At 34.2% G+C, this 22,353-nt stretch carries 15 protein-coding genes and 8 pseudogenes; 9 read left to right on the plus strand and 14 right to left on the minus strand.

The window, feature by feature from the left end; translation table 11 throughout:
• Nucleotides 1–66 precede the first annotated feature (66 nt).
• Entirely contained in the window at nt 67–2,394 is a 2,328-nt protein-coding gene (locus tag ABWU28_RS04230) for an ankyrin repeat domain-containing protein (RefSeq protein WP_264685016.1), read from the plus strand.
• Nucleotides 2,395–2,444: 50 nt separating this feature from the next.
• Here the strand turns inward: ABWU28_RS04230 and ABWU28_RS04235 are convergent, their stop codons facing one another.
• Entirely contained in the window at nt 2,445–4,535 is a 2,091-nt protein-coding gene (locus tag ABWU28_RS04235) for a heme lyase CcmF/NrfE family subunit (RefSeq protein ID WP_149168899.1), read from the minus strand.
• Between the two features lie 146 nt (nt 4,536–4,681).
• Here ABWU28_RS04235 and ABWU28_RS04240 point away from each other — a divergent pair, with 146 nt between their 5' ends.
• Nucleotides 4,682–5,923: a hypothetical protein gene (locus tag ABWU28_RS04240; protein WP_007302893.1), complete on the plus strand. Its 1,242-nt coding sequence runs from the start codon at nt 4,682–4,684 to the stop codon at nt 5,921–5,923.
• A 214-nt stretch (nt 5,924–6,137) separates the two neighbouring features.
• On the opposite strand, the gene radC is transcribed toward ABWU28_RS04240, so the two are convergent.
• Nucleotides 6,138–6,818: a RadC family protein gene (gene radC / locus ABWU28_RS04245; protein WP_019078756.1), complete on the minus strand. Its 681-nt coding sequence runs from the start codon at nt 6,816–6,818 to the stop codon at nt 6,138–6,140.
• A 687-nt stretch (nt 6,819–7,505) separates the two neighbouring features.
• On the opposite strand from radC, the gene ABWU28_RS04250 reads away from it, so the two are divergent.
• Entirely contained in the window at nt 7,506–8,612 is a 1,107-nt protein-coding gene (locus ABWU28_RS04250; protein ID WP_012482049.1) for a D-alanyl-D-alanine carboxypeptidase family protein, read from the plus strand.
• A gap of 32 nt (nt 8,613–8,644) precedes the next feature.
• Here ABWU28_RS04250 and ABWU28_RS04255 read toward each other — a convergent pair whose 3' ends face one another.
• The 4 genes from ABWU28_RS04255 to ABWU28_RS04270 form a co-directional block, all read right to left on the minus strand.
• A complete protein-coding gene (locus ABWU28_RS04255; protein WP_007302846.1) occupies nt 8,645–9,985 on the minus strand; it encodes a DNA recombination protein RmuC in 1,341 nt (446 codons plus the stop codon).
• 273 nt (nt 9,986–10,258) lie between these two features.
• Nucleotides 10,259–11,419: a porin gene (locus ABWU28_RS04260; RefSeq protein WP_007302847.1), complete on the minus strand. Its 1,161-nt coding sequence runs from the start codon at nt 11,417–11,419 to the stop codon at nt 10,259–10,261.
• Nucleotides 11,420–11,519: 100 nt separating this feature from the next.
• On the minus strand, nt 11,520–12,323 hold the full coding sequence (locus tag ABWU28_RS04265; RefSeq protein ID WP_007302848.1) for a hypothetical protein: 804 nt from the start codon (nt 12,321–12,323) through the stop codon (nt 11,520–11,522).
• Between the two features lie 174 nt (nt 12,324–12,497).
• Entirely contained in the window at nt 12,498–13,361 is an 864-nt protein-coding gene (locus ABWU28_RS04270; RefSeq protein WP_264377384.1) for a hypothetical protein, read from the minus strand.
• Between the two features lie 276 nt (nt 13,362–13,637).
• Here ABWU28_RS04270 and tnpA (ABWU28_RS04275) point away from each other — a divergent pair.
• Nucleotides 13,638–14,056 (plus strand): annotated as a pseudogene (gene tnpA, locus ABWU28_RS04275) (IS200/IS605 family transposase).
• A gap of 50 nt (nt 14,057–14,106) precedes the next feature.
• Here tnpA (ABWU28_RS04275) and ABWU28_RS04280 read toward each other — a convergent pair.
• From ABWU28_RS04280 to ABWU28_RS04315, 8 genes and pseudogenes are all read right to left on the minus strand, one after another.
• Nucleotides 14,107–14,391, minus strand: a pseudogene (locus tag ABWU28_RS04280) (phage baseplate assembly protein V); the annotation flags it as partial.
• The gene (locus ABWU28_RS04285) at nt 14,378–14,851 is read right to left on the minus strand and encodes a hypothetical protein (protein ID WP_052265020.1); all 474 of its coding nucleotides are present in this window, start codon (nt 14,849–14,851) and stop codon (nt 14,378–14,380) included. The gene ABWU28_RS04285 and the pseudogene ABWU28_RS04280, both read right to left, overlap by 14 nt.
• Nucleotides 14,848–15,339 (minus strand): phage tail protein, encoded by a 492-nt coding sequence (locus ABWU28_RS04290; protein WP_353274987.1) that lies wholly within the window; start codon nt 15,337–15,339, stop codon nt 14,848–14,850. Before ABWU28_RS04290 ends, ABWU28_RS04285 begins: the two co-directional genes overlap by 4 nt.
• A gap of 1 nt (nt 15,340) precedes the next feature.
• Nucleotides 15,341–15,646: a hypothetical protein gene (locus tag ABWU28_RS04295; RefSeq protein ID WP_264376406.1), complete on the minus strand. Its 306-nt coding sequence runs from the start codon at nt 15,644–15,646 to the stop codon at nt 15,341–15,343.
• Nucleotides 15,647–15,714: 68 nt separating this feature from the next.
• Nucleotides 15,715–16,080 (minus strand): annotated as a pseudogene (locus ABWU28_RS04300) (major capsid protein); the annotation flags it as partial.
• Nucleotides 16,081–16,303: 223 nt separating this feature from the next.
• Entirely contained in the window at nt 16,304–17,248 is a 945-nt protein-coding gene (locus ABWU28_RS04305) for an IS110 family transposase (protein WP_353274989.1), read from the minus strand.
• A gap of 143 nt (nt 17,249–17,391) precedes the next feature.
• Nucleotides 17,392–18,012, minus strand: a pseudogene (locus tag ABWU28_RS04310) (IS4 family transposase); the annotation flags it as partial.
• Between the two features lie 29 nt (nt 18,013–18,041).
• Nucleotides 18,042–18,870, minus strand: a pseudogene (locus ABWU28_RS04315) (IS630 family transposase).
• Between the two features lie 62 nt (nt 18,871–18,932).
• Between ABWU28_RS04315 and ABWU28_RS04320 the strand changes: the two are divergent.
• From ABWU28_RS04320 to ABWU28_RS04340, 5 genes and pseudogenes are all read left to right on the plus strand, one after another.
• A pseudogene (locus ABWU28_RS04320) lies at nt 18,933–19,388 on the plus strand (ankyrin repeat domain-containing protein); the annotation flags it as partial.
• A gap of 81 nt (nt 19,389–19,469) precedes the next feature.
• Nucleotides 19,470–19,888: pseudogene (gene tnpA / locus ABWU28_RS04325) on the plus strand (IS200/IS605 family transposase).
• A gap of 84 nt (nt 19,889–19,972) precedes the next feature.
• Entirely contained in the window at nt 19,973–20,284 is a 312-nt protein-coding gene (locus tag ABWU28_RS04330) for a hypothetical protein (protein ID WP_230609094.1), read from the plus strand.
• A pseudogene (locus tag ABWU28_RS04335) lies at nt 20,281–22,114 on the plus strand (phage terminase large subunit family protein). The gene ABWU28_RS04330 and the pseudogene ABWU28_RS04335 overlap by 4 nt, the downstream one beginning before the upstream one ends.
• Entirely contained in the window at nt 22,107–22,331 is a 225-nt protein-coding gene (locus ABWU28_RS04340) for a gpW family head-tail joining protein (RefSeq protein ID WP_007302777.1), read from the plus strand. Before ABWU28_RS04335 ends, ABWU28_RS04340 begins: the two are co-directional and overlap by 8 nt.
• The last annotated feature ends 22 nt before the right edge of the window (nt 22,332–22,353 follow it).

Below are 22,353 nucleotides of genomic sequence, written 5' to 3' on the forward strand. Positions count from 1 at the left end.
TATTTTATTATGGATCAATAATTTTTTTTAGCTATAGTACAAAAACAAATAGTTTGAGGTAGAATTATGGAATATGAACGGTTGTTAAAAATATTAAGGACAATAAGTGACTTAAATGAGAACAATATAATCGAAAGGGTAAAAGAGGAATTGGAAAAAGAAGATCCAGACACGTATAAAAAGTGGCAAGATAATGGATTTAACATAAATTATACATTCGATGATCAAAGTACATTGTTACATATAGCTGCTAGAAATGATCTTGTAAAGATAGCAGAGCTTTTAATAAAAAAAGGGGGTAATGTTAATACAGCAGATCAAGATGGATGGAATACTTTACACTTTGCTGCTGCAAGTAGCAGTATAGGAGTGGTAGAGATTCTCATAGCAAACGGGGTTAATGTTAATGTAGCAGATCAAAATGGGTTTACTCCTTTGCATTGTGCTGCTCACAATGAAAATAAAGAGATAGTAGAACTCATATTAGACAAGGGGGCTAATGTTGATGCAGTAAATCAAAATGGGTGTACTCCTTTGCATTGTGCTACTATCAATGGACATGAAGAAATAGTAGAACTCCTATTAGAGAAAAGGGCTAATGTTGACGTAGCGGATGAATACGGGCGTACTCCGTTATGCTGGGCTATTAGAAATGGCTATTCAGAAATAGCAAGAATTCTACTTGAAAACAAAGCAGATCCTTTATTGGGACATAAAAGTTTTAACACATTAAAGCTTTTGATTGAATTAATAAAAAATGATTTTAAGCACTCTAAGAAAGCAGAAGAAACACAGCAACAAGAAGATGATGAATATGAATTGATTAAATACTCGTTGCTACTTCGCAATGACTGCTCCTTAACGGATGTTGTCGAAAGAAGTGCATTTGGCAAGCTGATATCTACGTGGCTTGTTGACATGTCCAACTTAACAGAGAGTCAGAAGGAATTGAATAAAAAATTCTTAAGTACTTTTAAAGACTTTCCACATGTTACTTATAAGGATTATAAGAACGATGTTGAAAAAATTAAAAAATTTTTACTAGATCATAAAAGTAATCAAGATCTAAAAACCATTCTCAACCTTAAAAGAGGAGAATCTAAACTGACAATACTGCATATTCTATCAAGTATGGAATGTAGCAATTCAGAAGAATGCATAGATTTACTGTTGAATTCAGGTGCTGATCCTAATGAAAAGGACGACACAGGAAGGACGCCTTTGCATTATGCTACTCGTTCTGGTCATTGTGATACAATTATCAAATTGCTTCTAAGGAAAGGAGCTAATCTTGATATAAAGGATAAAAAAGGTAAAACCCCAATAGAATTTGCAGTTAATAACCCCCACCTTAATATTAAAGAGTGCTTTTTAACTGATGATGTTATTTATGGAACTTTTCGTAAAAAAACACAAGCTGACTATAATGGAAAAAAGTATTTGCGCAAAAGTGTAAATCTATGGGGGAATGATTTTCTACTAGATGAGCAAGATCCAGATAAATATTTTTGTAAATTAGATGAAGTTCAAGACATAAATCAGCTAGAACAGGTTGTAAATGAAGCTATAAAATCTAGGGTAAGGTTCAATCTTACTTGTGAGGGAAATATATATGAAAATACTTATGAGAATAAGTATAATTTTACAGATTATGTAATAAGAAGAATTAGTGAATTAAAGATTTTTCAAGTTGAAAGGGACATAGAAGTTGCTAGTCGCATAGTATGTAATTTGGTAAAAAGAGGTGCAGTACTTGAAACTCTAAGTAGTATAATTGTAATTGATAAACTAGAGAAGTTTAAAGACCACAAAGCTAATCTGAAAGAAGCACGTAAAAGCTATATACATTATTCTCTAAGGTTTTTGGAAGCTGCAAAAAACGCAACTACTGGTAAGGTAAAAGAGGCAAAAATGGACAACTTCACTTTCTGCTTGAAATACTCAAAGAATAGTATAGTCGAGGTTGCAAAAATCATAAATGGAACAGATGAAAGCACAGAATTTCGAAGAGACGTGATAGCAATCGGTGAAAGCGAGATAGAAATTTTAACGGAAGGTGGGGTAAGAAATTATACTGACCTTATAGGTAATATAGTACTGACTTTTCATACTGATTTGGGAAAAGTAGATGCTAGATTGTATTCTGATGTGCAAGATGAAGGAAAAATTATAGTAGAAGTGAGTAACAAGGAGGAAATATTGGAAAAGTTTAAAAATTATAAAGAAGAGTTAGGTGAGAACTGCTTGCTTGGTGGTTCTTCTGTCTACGACGCTATTAAGCAGGGATATTTTAAAAGGCCTGAGGAAGTAGATTCCATATATCATGTAAGTTCTTCATTAGAAAATATATCTTTATTTCCTATTGTACAACAGAACACAGAGAAAATTCGCTAGCGAGGTTAGTGTTGCTTAGCTTAAGTTTAAATTGCCAAAAAATGCAAACTTTATGATACTGAAGGAACTACTTTTTTGGTAGAAGGCAAAGCAGCAAGGAGCGAGCCAAAAGCGATAAGAAAGGATCCTAGCCAGATTATAGACATTCCAGGTTTATAGTGCACTTTAGCTGCGATTTTGCTCTTACTCTTATCAATCTCTCCAATTACAACATAAATATCAGAAAATAAATTGTGGTAGATACTGCTTTCAACATTTTTCTGACCTTCCGCAAGGTAAAATCTATATTCAGGAGTTACTTCACCTAATATCTTATTATTCAGCAAATTCCTGATATCCATTGTACCCCTCACTGCATGGAAATTTTTTTCTTTTATTAGCTCAATATTTCGTAAAGTAACTTTAAATTTATTGACTGTTATGCTGTCTCCTATTCCCAAGTAGTTTTCTTTTTTCTCCTGCCAACCAACGGAATAAGATATACCAAGCACTAGAATTGCCACTCCAGCATGAGCAAGCATCATTCCATAGTAGGACTTAGAAACTCTTCTTGCTAATAAAATTGATTCACCAAATGCTACCTTAAATAAACAAATTCTTTTACTATATGCTTCTAAAACAAAGATTAATAATGCTATGGAGATGGTAATTGATAGCACAATCATTAGCTCCATGTGAAAGATAAACGGCAAAATAGCTGCAGCACTACAAAATGAAAATCTATATTCACGGAATATTGGCAATAGACTATTTCCCTGCCAACTGCAGTATTGCCCTATCATGGTGAGTACTAGAATAGCTAGTGCAATAGAGTTAAATAAAGAATTGTAATATGGTGCTCCAACTGAAATTAATTCACCGGTTAAATACTCAAGCACTGTAGGGTATAAAGTGCCAACGAACACGATGAAAAAGGCAGTGATGAATAATAAATTGTTCATCAGCATCATCGTAAGGCGTGAAAAGAATCTTCTACCTTCTGTCACTTGAGTAGCAGATTTCTTTTCAGATTCCAATATCGAATACTGGAAAGATGTGTGATTCTTTCTCGTAAACACTACAAATATTACTAAGCTACTGACTGTAATTACACCAAGTAGAGCTAATATATACAGTCCATATCTTGGGTCATCTGCAAACGTGTGCACTGAGGTAAGTATTCCTGAGCGGACTAGAAATGTTCCAGTCACACTCAATATAAAAGTTGTAAGCGTAAGTAAAATAGCGAAATTCCTTAAAGTATTGAAATTTCGTACAACGAGCAACAAATGTGTCAGCGCCACTGCAATTAGCCAAGGCATCAAAGAAACGTTTTCCACTGGATCCCAGAACCAAAATCCACCCCAACCGAGTTCACGATATGCCCACCAGCTACCCAAGCTGATGCCCAAAGTGAGCAGCGACCAAGAAATAAGTACCCAAGGCCTGACAATTTTAGCCCAAACATTTCCTTCAGTATTTAAAATTAATCCAGCTATAGAGAGCGAAAAAGGAATGCTAAATCCAAGGTACCCCAAATATAATACCGGTGGATGAATAGCAAGGCCTATATCCTGCAATATCGGATTAAAACCCAGTCCATCTGTTTCAATGCCTGGCATTTTAGTGAAGGGGCTGGATTCAAGTAAAGTGAACAGTAAAAAACAAAAGCAAATCAAGCCTTGGGTGATAAGAGATATTTTTTTTAATTTACTACCATTAGTTCGTTCTGGTGTCATTCCAGTGCTTGACACTGGAATCCAGTTTTTATTACACTGCCATTTGATGTACTCATTTGCAATTAAATTGTCTGGATCCAAGTAGTCAAGCACTGGGATGACAGAAGGTATATAAATATCCATTAGTAATAAATACATGACAAGCACTAAGGTCCAAAGCAACATAGACCCTTCTTTATTTCCCCAAACACCACAAATCTTATAGATTAAAGGTTTTGTTGTGTGTGAGTGGTAATATACGTTTTCAAGTGAGAAATCATTTTTAATGTGGCAGTAGATCAAAATAGCCATTGATGCTGACACACAAAAAAATATGGCAGAGGAGACGAATCGGTAAGAACTAAACGGTAGAAACAAATACGTTAAAGATAACAAACAGGCTACCAATAACAATATATTCCCAAATTCAGGCATAAGATTCATATAATGATATTACTAATAATAAATTGGGAGTTAAAGTTTTAATATAGGAACAAAGTTAATCTTCAATTATATTAATAGTAAGTAAAAATTAAGCATTAAGCTTTTATACTTTATATTATATAACATTAATATTGTGAGGTAATATTATGGGCACAACTAAGATTAGTGAATTTCTATTCAATATAAAAGGTAAAGTGGCAAAACAACATGCTGAACCAATAATTGAAAAAAATCTCTATACTATTTTAGGATTCAAAGATGTAGAAGATTTAGAACATAAGACAAGTAAGTCCGTTAACAAAAAAATTTGGCAGCTATTTATTGATTGCTTTACAAAGGAAATAGATTATGTAGCAACTAAGCAAGTTGTAAAAAACGTTGTTTGTAATATTGCCAAAAGTGCCCAAGGCAATGCTTTTACTGAAGCTGAAAGCTTAATCTTAAACGAAAAACAAGATAATAAAAAGAGAGAAAGAGCGATTAAAAAAGCTACTAGTATTTTAAAAAAAATCAATCCAGAAAAAGCCTTCAATGAACTTTCAGTAATAAAAAAACAAGCCGAAGATTTTTTACAAACCGATTTTTATAAGGCGCAGAGCAAACCACTGCCAGGATTTGCTACATCTGGTGCACAGCTTTTTGCGGAAACTTTGAAATATATAGAAACACTAGAAAAATTATCAGAAGTTAAAAAGGAAGATTTAACTAAGAGTTTCCTATTAAATTATATTAGTTCACTGAACAAAAAGTATCCTAAATCACAAGGTAAAAGGGAAGATGCTATACGAATACTATCAAGCGATGAGTTGAAGAATTTTTATAATAAAGGTGTAGAGGAAGGAATACTACAACCGCTGGTATCATATAAAGAATGCAGAAATCTGTATGATAAAATGAGCCAAACAAAGGATGAATGTATAATCAAAAAAGAAGAACATGAGAAAGCAAGTAAGTCAATAACCAGTATAATTAGTGACATAAAAAAATGTAGAGAAGCAGTCCTTAGTTGCAAAAATTTTCAGAGCTCCTACATAAAGGAAAAAGCAGAACACCCATTTAGAGGCACCTCATGTCAAAAAATGATTGATATATATCAAGAGAGAATTGCTGGATATCAGGAAAAAATTCGTCAAAACCTAAACCAAATAAGAGCAATATTAAAAGATACGCCGCAAGATGTGGAAAAATTTAAGGAAATAATCAATTGTGTGCATGAAGCAGAGCAGTATGATGAAATTTTTGATTCGGCTTTAATTTGTTTATCGAACATACAGAATAAGCTAGATATTCAACCAGAAAATCCCCTAACAGAACTCAGAGCTTCACAAATCAACGTTGAAATTGAGCTAACTAGGCTCTGTGAACAAAATATTAGAGTAAGCATGTGAGTGCTTCAACAAAATTCAAAAAACCAATAAAGACCTCATAAGTCTTATCAAAATAGGAGATTTCTAATAGTGGCAAATACCATGTATTTCTTTCAATTTGCCACTACCTAAATCACACATTGTCTTCCAGAAGGAAAATTTTTGTTCCACTGGCAACCACCTCATGTATAGCTTTACTTTCATAATAAGAAAAATGGCAAAAGCAATTTTAGATCTACTCTAATAAAAGCCTATTTTCCTTGAAACTAAAATAGCTACTAAATGTGATAATAATATGATCTATTAATTCTATTCCTATGCTTTTGCAAGCTTCTGCAAGCTGTCTAGTGAGAAACATATCGCTACTTGAAGGCTGTATATCTCCACTTGGGTGATTGTGGGATATTACAATCGATGTTGAGCCAATCAAAAGAGCGCGTCTTATGATCTCTCTAACGTAAATAGGAGTTTGATCTACTGTACCAAAGTTCTGCAGATCTTCCGCTATTAGACGATATCTTTTATTCATATAGATGACGCGAAAATTTTCTTTATTAAGGCTTCCTATACTTACTTTTAAATAATCAAGCAAATTTTCCCAGTTATTGATTATAGGTAGGTCCTTTATTTCTTCTCGTGCAGAACGAACAAAAGCCTGTTTCACACAAAAGATAGCAGATATGGCTGCATTATTAACTCCTTCAATATTTTGCAGTGCTTCTAAATCGGCATTAAAAACTTTATTTAAACTGCCCAAATTTTCTATCAAACTCTTTGCTACTGGCTTTACATCGATTCTACTATATGCTGAATATAAAATGTGTTCTAAAATCTCATAATCAAGCAATGATTGTCCGTTATCTAAAATAATTCTCTCTCTTAGGCGCTTTCTATGACCTTTTTTGTAATCTTTCATTATTCATGAATTGCTTATCTCTTATAATAAGAAATTGAATTTTTAAGTAAAATATTTAATAAAACACATGAAGCATAATTGTAAATTTTTGAAGACAGCAAATGAAAGTAGCCCCTCTCTTGTCATCCCCTGCTCCCTCCTTCTTGTCATTCAAGTAGCCTCATCCCAGTGTCCCTTCTATATATCATCCCAGTGCTCCTTCTATGTCATCCCAGTGCTTGACACTGGTTTCTTACCAACAAAAACCTAGCATAACTTTTGTGCTCAAAAAATTTCCAGCATCAAGTGCTGGCCTGAAGCTTTAGCTGTAAATGTTAAGAAATTTACCAAGCGAAAAAAAAAGGCAAAAAAATCCCCGTGTAACGAGTTTTGACCCTATAATAATGTAAATTGGCGCTGTAATAATGTGCTAACGCTTAAAATAAGCGCGTTTTGGCTGAATGTAGAAAAAATAAAAAAGACATGCAGCCGCTATAATTTTTATGTAATTTGCCAATAAATATCTGAGTTTTTTACTGAATTTTTGTTGTTGAACCCGCGCGGATCGAAAACAAGGATAAATACTCTTATTGTCATAATAAGGGGGCTGGCGCAGTTTGTCAAGGAAGTTTTATGCGAGAGATCTATTGAAATGCTCGTGCAAAATCATACTATTAATTAGTACACTATAAATTTAAAATTATAAATATGTTAAGCAAATTAGTAACTTTGCTATTAATTTTTATATTTCCTTTTTACTCATACTCATATCAGTTTAGAACCAAAGCAAAGCAAGCAATTGTCTTAGATTTAGCTTCAGACTCGTTCATTTTTGAACACAATTCCAGGGAAAAAATGGCCCCATCTTCAATGAGTAAGTTAATGACTTTATATGTAGCTTTTGACTATCTAAAAGCTGGAATAATAAAAATGGAAGATAAATTTCGAGTAAGTAGAAAAGCATGGGAAAGGAAAGGCTCTTCTATGTTTTTGAAAGAAGGTCAATTTGTTACGGTAAAAGAACTACTTGAAGGAATTACAATTGCCTCAGGTAATGATGCATGCATAGCGCTAGCCGAGGGTATCGCAGGATCAGAAGAGAATTTTGTTGCTGAAATGAATGAAGTTGCACAAGATTTAAATCTTAATGATAGTCATTTTGTTAACTCAAGCGGGTGGCCAGATGAAAACCATTTTATGAGCGCAAAAGACTTGGTAACACTGGCAAAAAGGATTTTTACTGATTTTCCTGAATACTATGATCTATTCTCTGAACAATATTTGACATATAACGATATTGTACAAAAAAATAAAAATCTTTTACTTTTCCATGATATTGGAGTTGATGGTCTAAAGACAGGTCATACAAGTGCTGGTGGTTATGGAATTATAGTATCTGCAAAACGGAACGATAGGAGAATTTTTGCTGTTGTGAATGGTTTGGATACCGAGAAAGAGCGAATAGAGGAAGCAAAAAGACTAATACAATATTCCTTAAATCATTTTAATACCAAGAAAATATTTGCTAAGGATAGCGTAGTTGAAGAAATAAATATTGTTTATGGAAAAGATAAAAAGGTGCCCGTTACAGTTGCAAACGATGTTACCATAACTTATAACCGCAGATTACATGATAAAATTAAAGTGCGTATTGAGTATAAAGATATGGTACCCGCACCAATTAAAAAAGGTCAAGAAGTGGGCAAAATTTTTGTAGAAATACCTGGTACTGAGCAACAAACTATACCTGTTTATACAGCAAATGATGTGCAGAAATTGAGCTATATAAAAAAAATTTTTAGAAAGTTGTTTTAATCAGCAAATGTAAGTTAAGGAGACCTGAAATACTAATCTACTTTCAACCTCTCAGCATGTAAACTGCGTGGTAAAGATTCCAACTCTTTTGCAGCAGTGAGTTCTTTATTTTTTGCATGTATACCAAGCTTATTGAATTCTCGGGCAGCAGGAAACACTCTTGCCTCAAGCGAACCAGCAGTTTTATTGTAATGATCAACAGCACTTTTTAAGCTTCTGCGTAAATTATCAAAATTTTCGCCCATTGTGCAGATTCGCTCATATAAAATATGGCCTAGTTCACTTATTTTCTTTGCATTTTCAGCTATCATCTCTTGCTTCCATCCATAGGCTACTGCCCTAAGTAGCGCGATTAAAGTGATTGGTGTTGCAATAATTACTTTTTTTTCTATTCCAATTTCTATCAAAGCTGGTTCACATTCTAGTGCTGCACTGAAAACCCCTTCTCCTGTTAAAAAAAGTACCACAAGCTCTGGCGTATTTTCAAATTGGTTCCAATATTCCTTTCTGCCTAGATCATTTATATGTTTTTTTATTGCCAGAGAATGATTCTTCAATTTTTCCTTTTGTATCTGTAAATCATTTTGCGACATAGCATCCATGTAAGAATCAAGTGGTACTTTAGCATCTATTATTATTTGCTTTCCTGATGGCATTTTTATTATCAAATCAGGACGCAACAAATTGTCCTCATTTTTATCAATTACTGAAGCTTGAGTCAAAAAATCGCAATATTCAATCATTCCCGCCATTTCTACTACTCTTTTTAGCTGCATTTCACCCCATTTTCCCCTAATGTGAGGCTTCCTCAGGGCGTTAGCAAGGCTAGAAGTTTGACTCATTAATGCTCCAATTTGCTCCCTTAAACCTTCATAGGCCCCTACCCTCTCCTTCTCTAGGTCACGTATTTCACTATCGAATTTTTCTAACTTTTCTTTTATTGGAGTGACAACTTCGTTGATCGTTGCTTGCCTTTTTTTGAAATCACTTTCTGTTTCTTTTAGCTTACTATCGATTACTTCCTTCGCTAAATTCAGAAAATTATTGTTGTTTACCTGCAAAGCATCAAGAGAGAGAGCTTTAAAAGTGTTTGTAAGCCTCTCCTCTGCTTTTGTTAGTAATTCTATTTCCTTTTTCTTTTCCTCACGCTCTTTTTGTAGAATTACTTCAAGCTCTGCTTTTTTGACTTTCAACCCAACTATCTCTTCATCCTTATTCAGTAAAGTTCGCTTTGCCTCTTGAAGCTCACGCTCTAATTTAAGTTCAAGATTTGCTTTCTCCTCACTTAGCTTTCTATTCTTTTTTACGACGAAAAAGAGAAATAACAGTAAAAAAAGAAAATTTAACCCGAGAACTATAGAATTGAGAAGCATCAGAATACAGAAAAAACCGCACTCACAATACTATCTAATTTTTCTATATATAAAAAAGAAAAAAGAGAATCAAATGAGGTACTCTTTTGTGAAGGATTTGGTTTACTAATTAATAATCGCCTACACTTGGATTAGTGACATAATGTCTTTTTATTAAAAATCTTATATAATAGTTATTTTTATCATATCAAATAGCACATATATTAACAACTCGATTTTACTCTCATTGCTTACTATTTACCACATTACAACACTTACAAACCGGTTATTTCATTAAAAACTTAGCTTCAGCCCAGCCAAAAGCACATACCCGGAGTTATTACTTTCGATTTCAGGTTCTTTGGTACTAAATTTTACAATATCGAAGTAGTATGAAGTGCCAAGAGCTAATGGATATTCAAGACTGAAAGCCTGTGATGTTAATTCGTTTGTACCTTTGCCTACAATATCCCTGCTACTACTAAAATATGTTAAGCTCACTTTACGAGAATCAGAATGATAAGCAACACCTGCATTTATATAATTCATATTACTTGTTTCAGGACTACGTTTCTCACCAGATTTACCGCCATTACCGTACGAAAAAATGCAATCAAGTTCAAAAAGTTTTAGCTTCAAGCCAAAATTCCAGTGTAGCAATTGATTACGGCATTTATAATTTTCAGAAGTACCATCCGAGCAATCAGTTAAATTTTCTCTTGCAAACTCACCAGTAAAAGCAGTAGTAAAATTTATTTCATCTGATAAGCCATTTTTATAGGAAAGACCAGCGGCTATTAGATTGTTATATTGCAAATTATTTTTTCCTGGAACATAACTGAGTCCAAGTTGAAAGTTATAGATTTCAGGAGAAATATAGTTTATCGTTGGTTGTTTTAACTTCAGCTCTAGTCCATTATAGTCGCTGTAAATATTGGGTTTTACCCAAAATACCTCATCTTTATCATACCCAGGATCATTATCTTTTTTTTCATTACCGCGCAAATTTGAGTAATTTGTCCAATGACCATTTATTCCTCCGGCAGCTGTGTAAATTTTTGAAGTGTTAATTAACATACTCTGACTAACTAAACTTCCTTTACCATATTCAATTGATCCAAATTCCTGGTTCTTTATGATAAAATACCACTTCTCCATTTCTAACTTTTCTATGTCTAGTGCCTTTAAGTTTGCAATACCAGAAACTCCTACCTTAACATTAAACCCCAGTTGTGTATTTGGATAAACTTGCTGCAAATAAAGAAAGCGCAGGTCTGAATAGCTTGAGGTCTTGTCTTTTGTAGAGCTAAAAGAATCTTTATTGAAAGCGTAGCCAAATCTTAAATCTACTTTTCCATCTAGTTCTACATAAAACATCTCCTTATCCAGAATTACCCTAGCGTTAGCACTTCCTCCCACAAGTAATGATAAAAATAGTGTGATTAGTAACCTCATAGGTAAGCTTAAATTCTTAATATAAGCTTAACAGAAATAAAAAACAATCCTTATATTGTGTAGAACTTAGATACTACAAACCAATTAATGACAAAAGCGTTTAAGCATTCTTCACACTATGTTTTTGAATTATATTTCCATAAATAATTGATATGCTTGATAGTTTTCGCTTTAATAACTGCTTGTTAATGGAAGAATGTATACGATTAACTATTTTAGATGTGTTATTTGCATCACAGTTCATCAAAATAAAAAGTACCTTATTCTCATCAATACATCCTAAAAAATCATCACTACGGCAATTTTTATAAAAATGTTCTATGATAATTTTTAGTGTATCATTTTCCTTATTACAACTGCTGTTTAAACCTATTATTCCTATAACTGCATTAATTTGATATTCAAAGGCAAAATTCAATATGACATATAACTCCAAAATCGTTGAATCATTGTCTGGTATATCAAACAAGTTGTGTTTTCTATATTTCTTACCCATCAGATATTTATCCCTAAACATTGCTAGCTTATGAAACAGGCTAATGTCACGTATCAATAGCTCATAATTAATCTTGCTATTAGTAAATTGCGTTGTGCGAAAAACTTTTACCTTTGTTTTTATATCTTCTCCTTTAGCGTCGATTAAAGAAAAGCCTATCACTTTTGGCAATATATCGGGCAAATCGCGCCCATCTTCAGTATACTCCAAATAGCTTTTCATATCTTCAGCTGCTCTTGCACTTAAAATATTGATTAACGGCTTATTAAGTAAATTCCCTTCTTCACATTTTAATAAATTCCTTGCTGCTTGATTGAGTCCCAAGATTAACACGTTTTTTTTCTCATTATCCTGAGAAACAGATATCACAGCATCATCTTTCCTTCTTGCCGTTATAAAATCTTCCATGCTTTCATTCTATAAAATGTATTTACCAGTATAATAAAGTTGTATTAAGATTTATTTACCTATTGATATACTTAATCAAGTATAGGCAAGCATAACATAACCAGCTATTTCTAAGTGATGATAAAGGAAGCAAAATTACAAATGTAATTTTGCTTGTTTTCTTTAATACCTTCATCACAACAACTGATTTTGCTGTATTGGATTAGATGGTTGAATATAACCTAAACTACTGTGACACGATTCTTCGTATGACGGTGGTGATGAACACGATTCCTCGTATGAAGGTAGTAGTTCCTCAAGCGGTGCTGAAGGTTGTACTTTTTCATAATTGTCAGAAGGAAAATTGTCTGATTCTTTATTATTAGTTGCTTTATCCATACATTTTACTGGTTGCTCTATATAGTCTTGTATTTCTTTTGTAAAACTATGATTTAGATAACAACTTGTTAAGTAAGCTACACCTGCTACTGTGAGTGCTAATGATGCAAAAACTAAAGGTGAAGCTCCTATACACCTAAAAACCTTTACTTTATACATACTCATATGAGCAGGTGGGTCAATGGTTGTTGCTAAAAAAATAAAAAAACCAAGTGAAAAAAATATTAACAAGCAAATTCCACCCAATGAACAAGATCCTAACGCTACTTCTTTTAATGATTTTTCGTTTTTCTTTTTATTATTAAGGCTTCGATACATTTTATTAACGTTAGTATTGCTAATATAATCTTCTAGTTCTTTTAAAATTTGAGTCTTTAACTCTTCAATCTCATTATCTATTAACGAATAGTATTTTTTATACCGCTGCTTCAATTGAACGTCTAATACTGATTTACCACCATTGAGAAGATTTAAAATGTCTTTTTTGCATAACTCAATCTCCTGAGAAATTTTAGAATCGTTTTGTTCTTTTATATCTTGATCCATTTTAGCCTGTAGTTTTTGACCAAAATCTTTAAATACAGTTCTGCAAGAAAGGTATTTTAATATAATAGGTAAAGCCAGCTCATTTCCCTTACTAAGCAAAGATAAAAGATTCAAAGCGAAAGAATTAGGTACTGCTTCTCTTGGTAGAATTAAGTGAAATCTTGGAGAGTAGACCGGCGGAACTTCCCCAGTCAGTCTCTCGCAAAACTGTACGTAAATCTCTCGATTTATACAGCTTCCATTATTCAGCCTTTTGACCTAACCCTAATGTCCAGTGGTAGAAAGTCTTTGGATTCTCTTCTTTTATTGTCCCAAATTTGGGAGAAAAACCCTGGACTTGAAGTCCATCCTTTTAAGAATATAATTTTAAGGTGAAAAATCTGAAAGAATGTGGAATATTATAGAAAAAGCAGTCACTCTGTATATATATCACATAGTGTGGATAACAAAATATCGATATCCAGTACTAGTTGGAGATATTGGAAAGAAAGCTAAAGAAGTTGTACAAGAAGTATGTGCAAATAATCAAGTAGAAATTATCAGAGGTAGAGTTGCGTCAAGTCATGTACACGTATACGTTTCTGTACCCCCATACTTAAGTATTAGTAAGTTAGTGCAGTTAATAAAAGGAAAAAGTTCCAGAAAAATCCAGCAAAACTTTCCAGAGCTAAAAAAGAGATACTGGGTTGTGGGCAGTAGGCTACTTTGTCAGGACTAGCGGAAATGTAACTGACGAAATGATAAAAAATTATATTGAAAATCACTCTAAAAAAGAAGATAAATTTGGTGACTTTCAAGTCGAAAGTTAGCATTCTATGCTCTCTCTCAATCTTTGGATTTTAATCCATAGTGGTTGAATTTCTGGTGCAGAGTACTTTTGTTGATATATTCCAGGAAGTACTACTCCTAAAGATAATTCTCCCAGCGGGGAAAGTATAACTACTTGCTCATCAATATCTGGCGGAGACCAATCTCTATCTTTTCCTGCTTTACTTGTTATCCATGGCAGATAATCTGTTACAATATCTCCTATTTTCACTCTTACTTTTGCTTTTTCACAATCTACTTCTTTTACAACTCCTATACGAATGATATTAGCTACTTTTCTCTGTAACTCTGCAATGGCAAAATTATTTTCTAACATGCATTTCTCCCACTGCTATTTTATGTGGTTTGATTTTCCCCTCTTCCCATACTGATTTACCTAAATGAAGCTGATGACTCCAATCAACCATCCACACCAAATATGCATCTAATTCGGGTCTAAATCCATCAGGCTCTGCAGAAAGAAATTCAGCCGGAGATACATTCTTTTCCCAGGTATTCTTGTTCACTACTCTTGCAACCTCAGCAGCGAATGTTCTGACAATAATAGGGGCATTTTCTATTGTGCTATCAATCACTATTCGTGCTTCAAATCTTGCTTTCAGCGCTAATTCCTCTGTTCCAGGATCTTTTCCCGATTCTAAACTCACAAACTCTACAAATAACGCTGGCGCTAATAATTCTTTTCTTATCGATGGATAAATTTCACAAGTTTGAATTGCTGGTATTTCTCTCTTCAGCGTGGTACAAATTTTATCATGTAAATCTTTCAAATTCATCCTTTATAGCTCAATTCACGTTCAAAAAACTTTGTAAAGACTTTCTCAACCTCATAATTAACAAGGTCTTTTATTATTCTTGAGCCTTCTGGTTCCAGCGGTAGTTTTACTTCCTTTATTGGCAATGCTGCTCTTCCTTCACGTTTAAACATACCGCTATTTCCTTTTGGCATAACTGCTGCAAATCCTCCTATAAACTCATGCTTTCCTACTTTCGATCCTCTTCTTGTTTTTTGTATTTTACCAATTGTCCATGCTCTAATGTCATAGAGATTTGCTCTAATTAACACGTCTAACCTACTTGTCTTAGCCTTAAAAATTCTTAATCTCTTTCTTATCAAACTTTTCTTTTCCTCACTAATTTCTTTTGCTGTCTTCAATTTTAGCCATAGTGCTGTTCTGTTTAACGCTCTCACTATTGCTAATTCTATTTTTTTTCTTTTAGCATTTACACTTTCTATTACCTCAACTTCTATATGCACAGACATTTTACACCCCATACGCTTCGATTCGCCAGACCATTCCAGATTTATCTCTAAGTGGTGGTGTGTGTATTTTGTATTTGCAATCACCTATAACAAAAATATCTCCTACAATTGGCCTCAGTATATCAAAAATGCTTACCTCAAGAAAAAGCATCTCTCCCACAAATTGTCCTTCACCAATCTCGTATAATTTATCTGGCTGTTGCTTTAATACCTGTACAATATATGACTTATCCTTTGATTTATATAAAGCCACTTCTCCTAAATGGGCAAAACAATCTTTAAATAATCGCTTAATATTTTCTTGCACATTTCTCCGTTATATACTAACATTTACATGCTAAGAAGAGGTAAAGCATTCTTCTGCCTCACACTGCTTTATAATTGCTCTACCTGTGTTGTTATGTTGCAACAAACCCTGACTAATACCCCAGGTCTGTGACACATTGGCAGAGGGTTTGACTGCGTATGTAAATCAGTCCCTCTATCAAACCTCCTTGGTTCTTGCTTTGCATATAGTGGCTGTCCAAGAGTATTTACTGTTTCATTAAAATCTGCTGGTGCAAAATATGTCGTAAATGTGCTTGCTGTTCCTACTGGAAAACAGTGCCCTGTATCTTTCTCAATAAATCTTCTCACAGTTCCTTCAGGGCCAGTTGCTTGCCCTCTATACTCCTCAAATGTTATGCCACAGAACGTAAATCCTGATCTCATATCGTTTCTTAGCGCTGCTCCTTCTTGCCATCAACTATGTTTTTTAAAATTTTTTGAATTTAGTCTCATTTGTTGATAATTTTGTATTTTTATTCAATTGAAAAATGTATTTTGGCAACAAAAACCCTAGTTTATACAGAAAGAAATTTATATCAAACAGCAAGCACTGCTTAGATTTTATGGTTAACGAATATGTGCTTTAAATGTGTGTAGACGCACATATTCGTTAACCTATTTTCTATACAGATTTTTTTTATTTCATATTAATTGCTTCTTTAAGTCTTGCATTGGCAATTACTATGATTTTTCGCATTAGAGCTGTTATAGCTACCATCTTCTTTTTACCTCTACCAATAAGATCAGAATAAAAAGCACCAAGTGCAGATTTAGATCTTGCAGCAGCCATAGCAGCTGTGAAAAGCTTTGCACGAACATTGCTTCTACCACCTGTTATCCTTCGATAACCAATAGTTTTACCGCTTTCTTTTGGATGTGGAGCAACTCCAGCAAGACTTGCAACTTCTTTTTTGTTTAGGTGGCCAAGTTCTGGCATTAGACACACAAAAACTTGTGATAACTTGAGACCTATTCCTGGCACTGTTCTCAAGATTTTTTGACGCTTTTGTAACTCTGGATTTTTATCAATAATTCTTTGTATGGCATCGTTGAACTCATTTATCTGACTGGTAAAAAAGTCTATTGTTTTTTGGCAACTTTCCTTTATATAGTCGTTTTCAGGTGCTGCAAGCCTACATTTCTCTTGAGTTCTCATTTGCGTAATGTCATCACGACGTTGACAGAGTGCAACTAAGGCGGTTTGTTCTTTTGACATACGCACAAATAGAGATAGAGCACTATAGCGTTCAAAACCATATTGAGCAAGGGCTCTTGCATCTGATTGATCTGTCTTTGCTAAAGTTCCATGTGATATGATAAAACTTTTTACTTTACGAGTATTAGCTCGATGTACAGCAACATTCTTATCAACAAGAAAATGTGCTAAGCCAAGCTCATATTTTCCAGTGTTTTCTAAAGTTACTAGAGAATTAGGTAGGATATCTGAAAATTTTTGAAACAACTGTTGCCAACCAGTAGCATCATTGTCAAACTTGATAGCGCTCCTTTGGTTATAAGCTGCAGCAACATTTTTAAATTTTCCGATATTAATGCCAATGAAATTTTGATAAGATGTAATCATAATAAATAACCTCGATAGTTTAATTAATTTAAGATTGTAAACGGGTGCATACATATGTCCCATGCAACTATTCAAACGTATCGAGAGATGGGGCTAGTTTACCTTGATGGCTACGGTTGTAATACCAACTTTCATTCTTACTATTACCCACAAATATAAAGTTCAGTAGCAAGTCTCCATCCTTCTGCTAAATCAAAAAGACGTCTCCACCCTTTCCAAAGAGTAATGGGACCTGGTTCTGGATCATTTTTCCTGGCTAAATGACCTCCAAGTTGGGCGATCCATGAAACAGCTTCTTTTATAGTAGGGGTTATATTTGGGTATGACTTTACTTTATGTATTTTGACGTATAAAACTTTCCATTCTTCTTCAGCTAATAATGTAGTACATGGTAGTGTTGAATCAGTTCTTGCAATTGTTGTAATAAAGAAAATTCTCCAAGCAATAATACTCATGACTGTTAGATATCGCATTAATCTTTCTGCTGTTACCAGTCTACATTCTTCAACTTTAAGGCCAGATTTTAAAATTTTATGTAAGACTTCTATTTTCCACCTAAGACAATACCAATTAACTTTTTCAATAGCTTCATCAAAAGTATTAACTGAAAGATTCGTTAAAAGCATCCACTCTAGTGGTGTTGATTCAGGAGGAGGATTTTTCTCAATAACTTGAACTACATAGAGCGGTAGGTCAGGTAGCTCTTCTTTATGTCTTAATCTTATATTGCCTCTATCTGGGTTCATAGTAAATTTTCCAAATCTATAGCATTTCTCATAATAGTCCGAACAGGTCATAGGAAGGCAGAATCAACAGCACGACGAAAGGATTCGAATAGAGGAATGTTTTTCCTGGCTCTGTTTTTTATAGCAAACCAATAATGCTCAATTTTGTTGAAATCTGGAGAATATGGAGGAAGATATAAAATTTCTGCACCAACTCCTTTAGCAAATCTTATTAGACTTATGAAAAGTAGCATTATCAAGGATAACAGTTTGTCCAGGTTCCAAAATCGGTGTCAGAAACTGCTCAAACCATTTATTAAAGATATCCATATTGCAGTGGCCTTTAAAGGTTAACGGAGCAATTATTTTTCTTCCACTTAAGGCTGCAACCATGCTAATTCGTTGAGTTTTCTTTCCAGATTTTAGGGCATAAAACCGCTGTCCTTTCTGGCAATACCCATAGGTTCAGTGTTATCAATGCCAGACTCATCTATATACACTAATTCTTTAGGTTCTTTTGTTGCTATAACCTTTGAAAATTGAGCTCGCTTTTCTTCATTTCTTTCTTTATATCCGTAGGTCTTTTTTTTCTTGTGAATCCTATATTTTTAAGTGCTCGATGAATTGTTTGTCTACTAATATTGCCCCAGCATCTCTGACTGAGTTTTGCCACCTTGCTCATTTGCAAATTCGGCAAATGCATTCCAGTCGGTAATTTTATGCCACGCTTCCAAGCTTTTTTGATTGAAAATCTCCCGTTTTCTCACGTCTTTTCTTCCACTCATATAAAGTTGTTTTTCCAATCTTAAATCTCTTGGCAACAGTTTCTCCACTCTCTCCTTCATCCAATGCTTCCATTACCTTTTTCCTTAAGTCATAACTATATGCTGCTGGCATGCTTACCATCACTACTATAAATCCATATCTTACCTTTTTTGGACTATTATGAGAAGTGCTATAACTTACAAGATTATGAAAATAAAACACCATTACATTATGCTGAAAGACTTAAAACAATAGAGGTTTTACTAACGCGAGAAGATATAGATCCTTTGATTAGAGATGATAAAGGCAAAACACCATTTTGTTATGCAAGAGAAAGGAATAAACAAGATATAGTGGAAATTTTAATGAGTAGTAAATATGGAGAAGATAAAAACAGTTTACTTCATTTAGCTGCAAAAAAAGGATATGAGGAGTTCCTAGAAGAGATTTTAGAAGAGGGAGTTGAAGTAGATATTTTAAACAATAAAGGAGAATCAGCGATATATCTTGCAGCAATAAATAGACATTTTAATATAGTAAAATTACTGCTAAAGAAAAGAGCAGATGCTACAGATGTTTTTCAGTACGCAATAACAACAAATAACGTAAAACTGATAAAGTTATTAAGCAAAGAAAATATAGTTTTATTGTCCCAAATTTGGGAGAAAAACCCTGGACTTGAAGTCCATCCTTTTAAGAATATAATTTTAAGGTGAAAAATCTGAAAGAATGTGGAATATTATAGAAAAAGCAGTCACTCTGTATATATATCACATAGTGTGGATAACAAAATATCGATATCCAGTACTAGTTGGAGATATTGGAAAGAAAGCTAAAGAAGTTGTACAAGAAGTATGTGCAAATAATCAAGTAGAAATTATCAGAGGTAGAGTTGCGTCAAGTCATGTACACGTATACGTTTCTGTACCCCCATACTTAAGTATTAGTAAGTTAGTGCAGTTAATAAAAGGAAAAAGTTCCAGAAAAATCCAGCAAAACTTTCCAGAGCTAAAAAAGAGATACTGGGTTGTGGGCAGTAGGCTACTTTGTCAGGACTAGCGGAAATGTAACTGACGAAATGATAAAAAATTATATTGAAAATCACTCTAAAAAAGAAGATAAATTTGGTGACTTTCAAGTCGAAAGTTAGCATTCTATGCTCTCTCTCAATCTTTGGATTTTAATCCATAGTGGTTGAATTGGAAAAAATGACAACTTTCCAACGTTTCATTTATTGAGCAATAAATATTTTGAAGAAAGGAAAATAGCAGACAAAAAAATAAAGAAATATATCAATATCATCTGTTTTTCTATAACAGTATGTGCAATAGCGATAGTGGGAATTTACCCTAACATTATAGCTGCAGTAATGGTGGGAATAGTTGCACTCATAGCTGCAATAGTAATGAGTAATTTAATTCAGAAGTATATAGAAGAAGCGCTTGAAAAGAAAATGTTTATTGAACTCGAAAGTGAGAAAACAAGTAGTCCTAATTTAAGTGATGTTGAAGTATCATCTAATGATGGTGAAGAGCTAGCAATATGATATACGCCACATCATTTTCTGAAGGTTTAAAACCAGATCCAGAGCTTAAAGTATCAGAGTGGGCGAATGAGTATCGAGTTCTAGCACCAACTGCAGCATCAGAGCCAGGAAAATGGAGAACAGAGAGAACGCCATACCTTAAAGAAATCATGGATTCACTATCTCCTTCTTCACCAACTGAAAAAATAGTATTCATGAAAGGAGCGCAGATTGGAGGAACAGAAGCTGGTAACAATTGGATAGGCTATATCATAGATCAGACACCAGGTCCAATGCTGGTAGTACAGCCAACAGTTGAAATGGGAAAACGTTGGTCAAAGGGAAGATTTGCGCCGTTAATAGAGAGTACGCCATGTTTAAAGAGTAAAGTAAAAGACCCAAGATCAAGAGATTCAGGCAATACTGTACAAAGTAAGGAATTTCCAGGTGGAATAGTAGTAATAACTGGAGCAAACAGCAGTGTAGGCCTCCGATCTATGCCAGTAAAATACCTCTTTCTTGATGAGATAGATGCCTATCCAGGAGATTCGGGAGGTGAAGGAGATCCAGTTTTACTCAGCATAGCCCGTACTAATACATTTGCACGACGAAAGATTTTTTTAGTATCAACGCCAACGATTCATGGAATAAGCAGAATTGAGAAAGAATTTGAAGCAACAGATAAGAGATATTTTTTTGTTCCCTGTCCGTATTGTAATTACTATCAAGTTCTAAAATGGTCACAAATAAAATGGGAAAACAACGACTCAAGAACAGCACATTATGTCTGCACTGAATGTAGCGGCAAAATAGAAAATCATCAAAAGACAGAGATGCTAGAACGTGGAGAATGGAGAGCTACAGAGGCAAAAGAAGGGGAGAAAAAAGGATTTCATCTTTCAAGTCTTTATAGTCCAGTTGGGTGGTATAGTTGGCAACAAGCAGTAGAGGATTTTCTGCATGCAAAGGAAAGTGAACAATTACTGAAAGTTTGGATCAACACAACGCTTGGAGAAACCTGGGTAGATAAGGGAGAAGTACCAGACTGGAAGCAATTATTCAACAGAAGAGAATTTTTTCCCGTAGGCACAGTACCAAAAGGTGAAGTGGTTCTCACAGCAGGTGTTGATGTCCAAAAAGATCGTTTAGAAGTAGAAGTTGTAGCATGGGGAAAAAGCCGCGAAAGTTGGTCAATAGACTACCGAGTATTTGAAGGAGATACAGGAGGAGGAGAAGTATGGGGAAAGCTTTCAGAGTTACTCAATCATCATTTTATCGGTGAAAATGATCTTGAATATATGATAAGCATGATGGCAGTTGATGCAGGGTATGCAACGCAGGAAGTTTACAACTGGGTGAGAAGTCATCAAGGGTCTGGAAGAGTAATTGGCAGTGAAAGGTGTAAATAAAGCACTAGTGCCGCTGAGTAGCCCAAGTAGAGTTGATATAACAGTTGGTGGTCAAAAGCTAAAGAGAGGAATAAAGCTCTGGCCAGTAGGAGTATCGATATTAAAGTCAGAGCTTTTTCAATTACTTAATGTTTTAAAAAACGGGGAAAAAGAAAAAGTGCCAGCAGGATATTGTCATTTTCCTGAGTATGCACCTGAATATTTTAAGCAACTAACGGCAGAGCAATTAGTCAGCAAGGTAGTAAAAGGATACACCAAACAAGAGTGGCAAAAAGTAAGAGAAAGAAATGAAGTACTAGATTGCCGAATTTATGCGAGAGCAGCATCTATTGCGCTTGGAATTGATCGTTGGCCAGAGAGTAAATGGAATAGTTTGAGTGGAAAAATAGGAAGTAAAAAACCTAAGAAAGTAAGACAGAGTAAGTGGCTGGAAAATGTATAACGAAGAGTATTTAGTTCAAGTCGAAGAAGCGATAAAGAAGCTGCAAAACGGAGAGCGAGTAGTATCAATTGCATATGGTGACCATGTAGTGAGATATGCTGAAGTTCAGATAAATGATTTACTAAACTTAAGACAACGTATTAAAGCTGAGCTAAAGATTGTTGGAATGAAACCGAAGAGAAAGATTGTTTTTTCAACGAGTAAAGGGATCATATAATGATAAAAATCGTTAAAAGGAA

It is taken from the genome of Wolbachia endosymbiont (group B) of Pilophorus perplexus, from assembly GCF_964028155.1.
Lineage (GTDB): Bacteria > Pseudomonadota > Alphaproteobacteria > Rickettsiales > Anaplasmataceae > Wolbachia.

Excerpts from the sequence above, each read along its gene's own strand:
- ABWU28_RS04230 (WP_264685016.1), top strand. The coding sequence starts at position 67 with ATGGAATATGAACGGTTGTTAAAAATATTAAGGACAATAAGTGACTTA.
- ABWU28_RS04235 (WP_149168899.1), bottom strand. The coding sequence starts at position 4,535 with ATGAATCTTATGCCTGAATTTGGGAATATATTGTTATTGGTAGCCTGT.
- ABWU28_RS04240 (WP_007302893.1), top strand. The coding sequence starts at position 4,682 with ATGGGCACAACTAAGATTAGTGAATTTCTATTCAATATAAAAGGTAAA.
- radC (WP_019078756.1), bottom strand. The coding sequence starts at position 6,818 with ATGAAAGATTACAAAAAAGGTCATAGAAAGCGCCTAAGAGAGAGAATT.
- ABWU28_RS04250 (WP_012482049.1), top strand. The coding sequence starts at position 7,506 with ATGTTAAGCAAATTAGTAACTTTGCTATTAATTTTTATATTTCCTTTT.
- ABWU28_RS04255 (WP_007302846.1), bottom strand. The coding sequence starts at position 9,985 with ATGCTTCTCAATTCTATAGTTCTCGGGTTAAATTTTCTTTTTTTACTG.
- ABWU28_RS04260 (WP_007302847.1), bottom strand. The coding sequence starts at position 11,419 with ATGAGGTTACTAATCACACTATTTTTATCATTACTTGTGGGAGGAAGT.
- ABWU28_RS04265 (WP_007302848.1), bottom strand. The coding sequence starts at position 12,323 with ATGGAAGATTTTATAACGGCAAGAAGGAAAGATGATGCTGTGATATCT.
- ABWU28_RS04285 (WP_052265020.1), bottom strand. The coding sequence starts at position 14,851 with ATGAATTTGAAAGATTTACATGATAAAATTTGTACCACGCTGAAGAGA.
- ABWU28_RS04290 (WP_353274987.1), bottom strand. The coding sequence starts at position 15,339 with ATGTCTGTGCATATAGAAGTTGAGGTAATAGAAAGTGTAAATGCTAAA.
- ABWU28_RS04305 (WP_353274989.1), bottom strand. The coding sequence starts at position 17,248 with ATGATTACATCTTATCAAAATTTCATTGGCATTAATATCGGAAAATTT.
- ABWU28_RS04340 (WP_007302777.1), top strand. The coding sequence starts at position 22,107 with ATGTATAACGAAGAGTATTTAGTTCAAGTCGAAGAAGCGATAAAGAAG.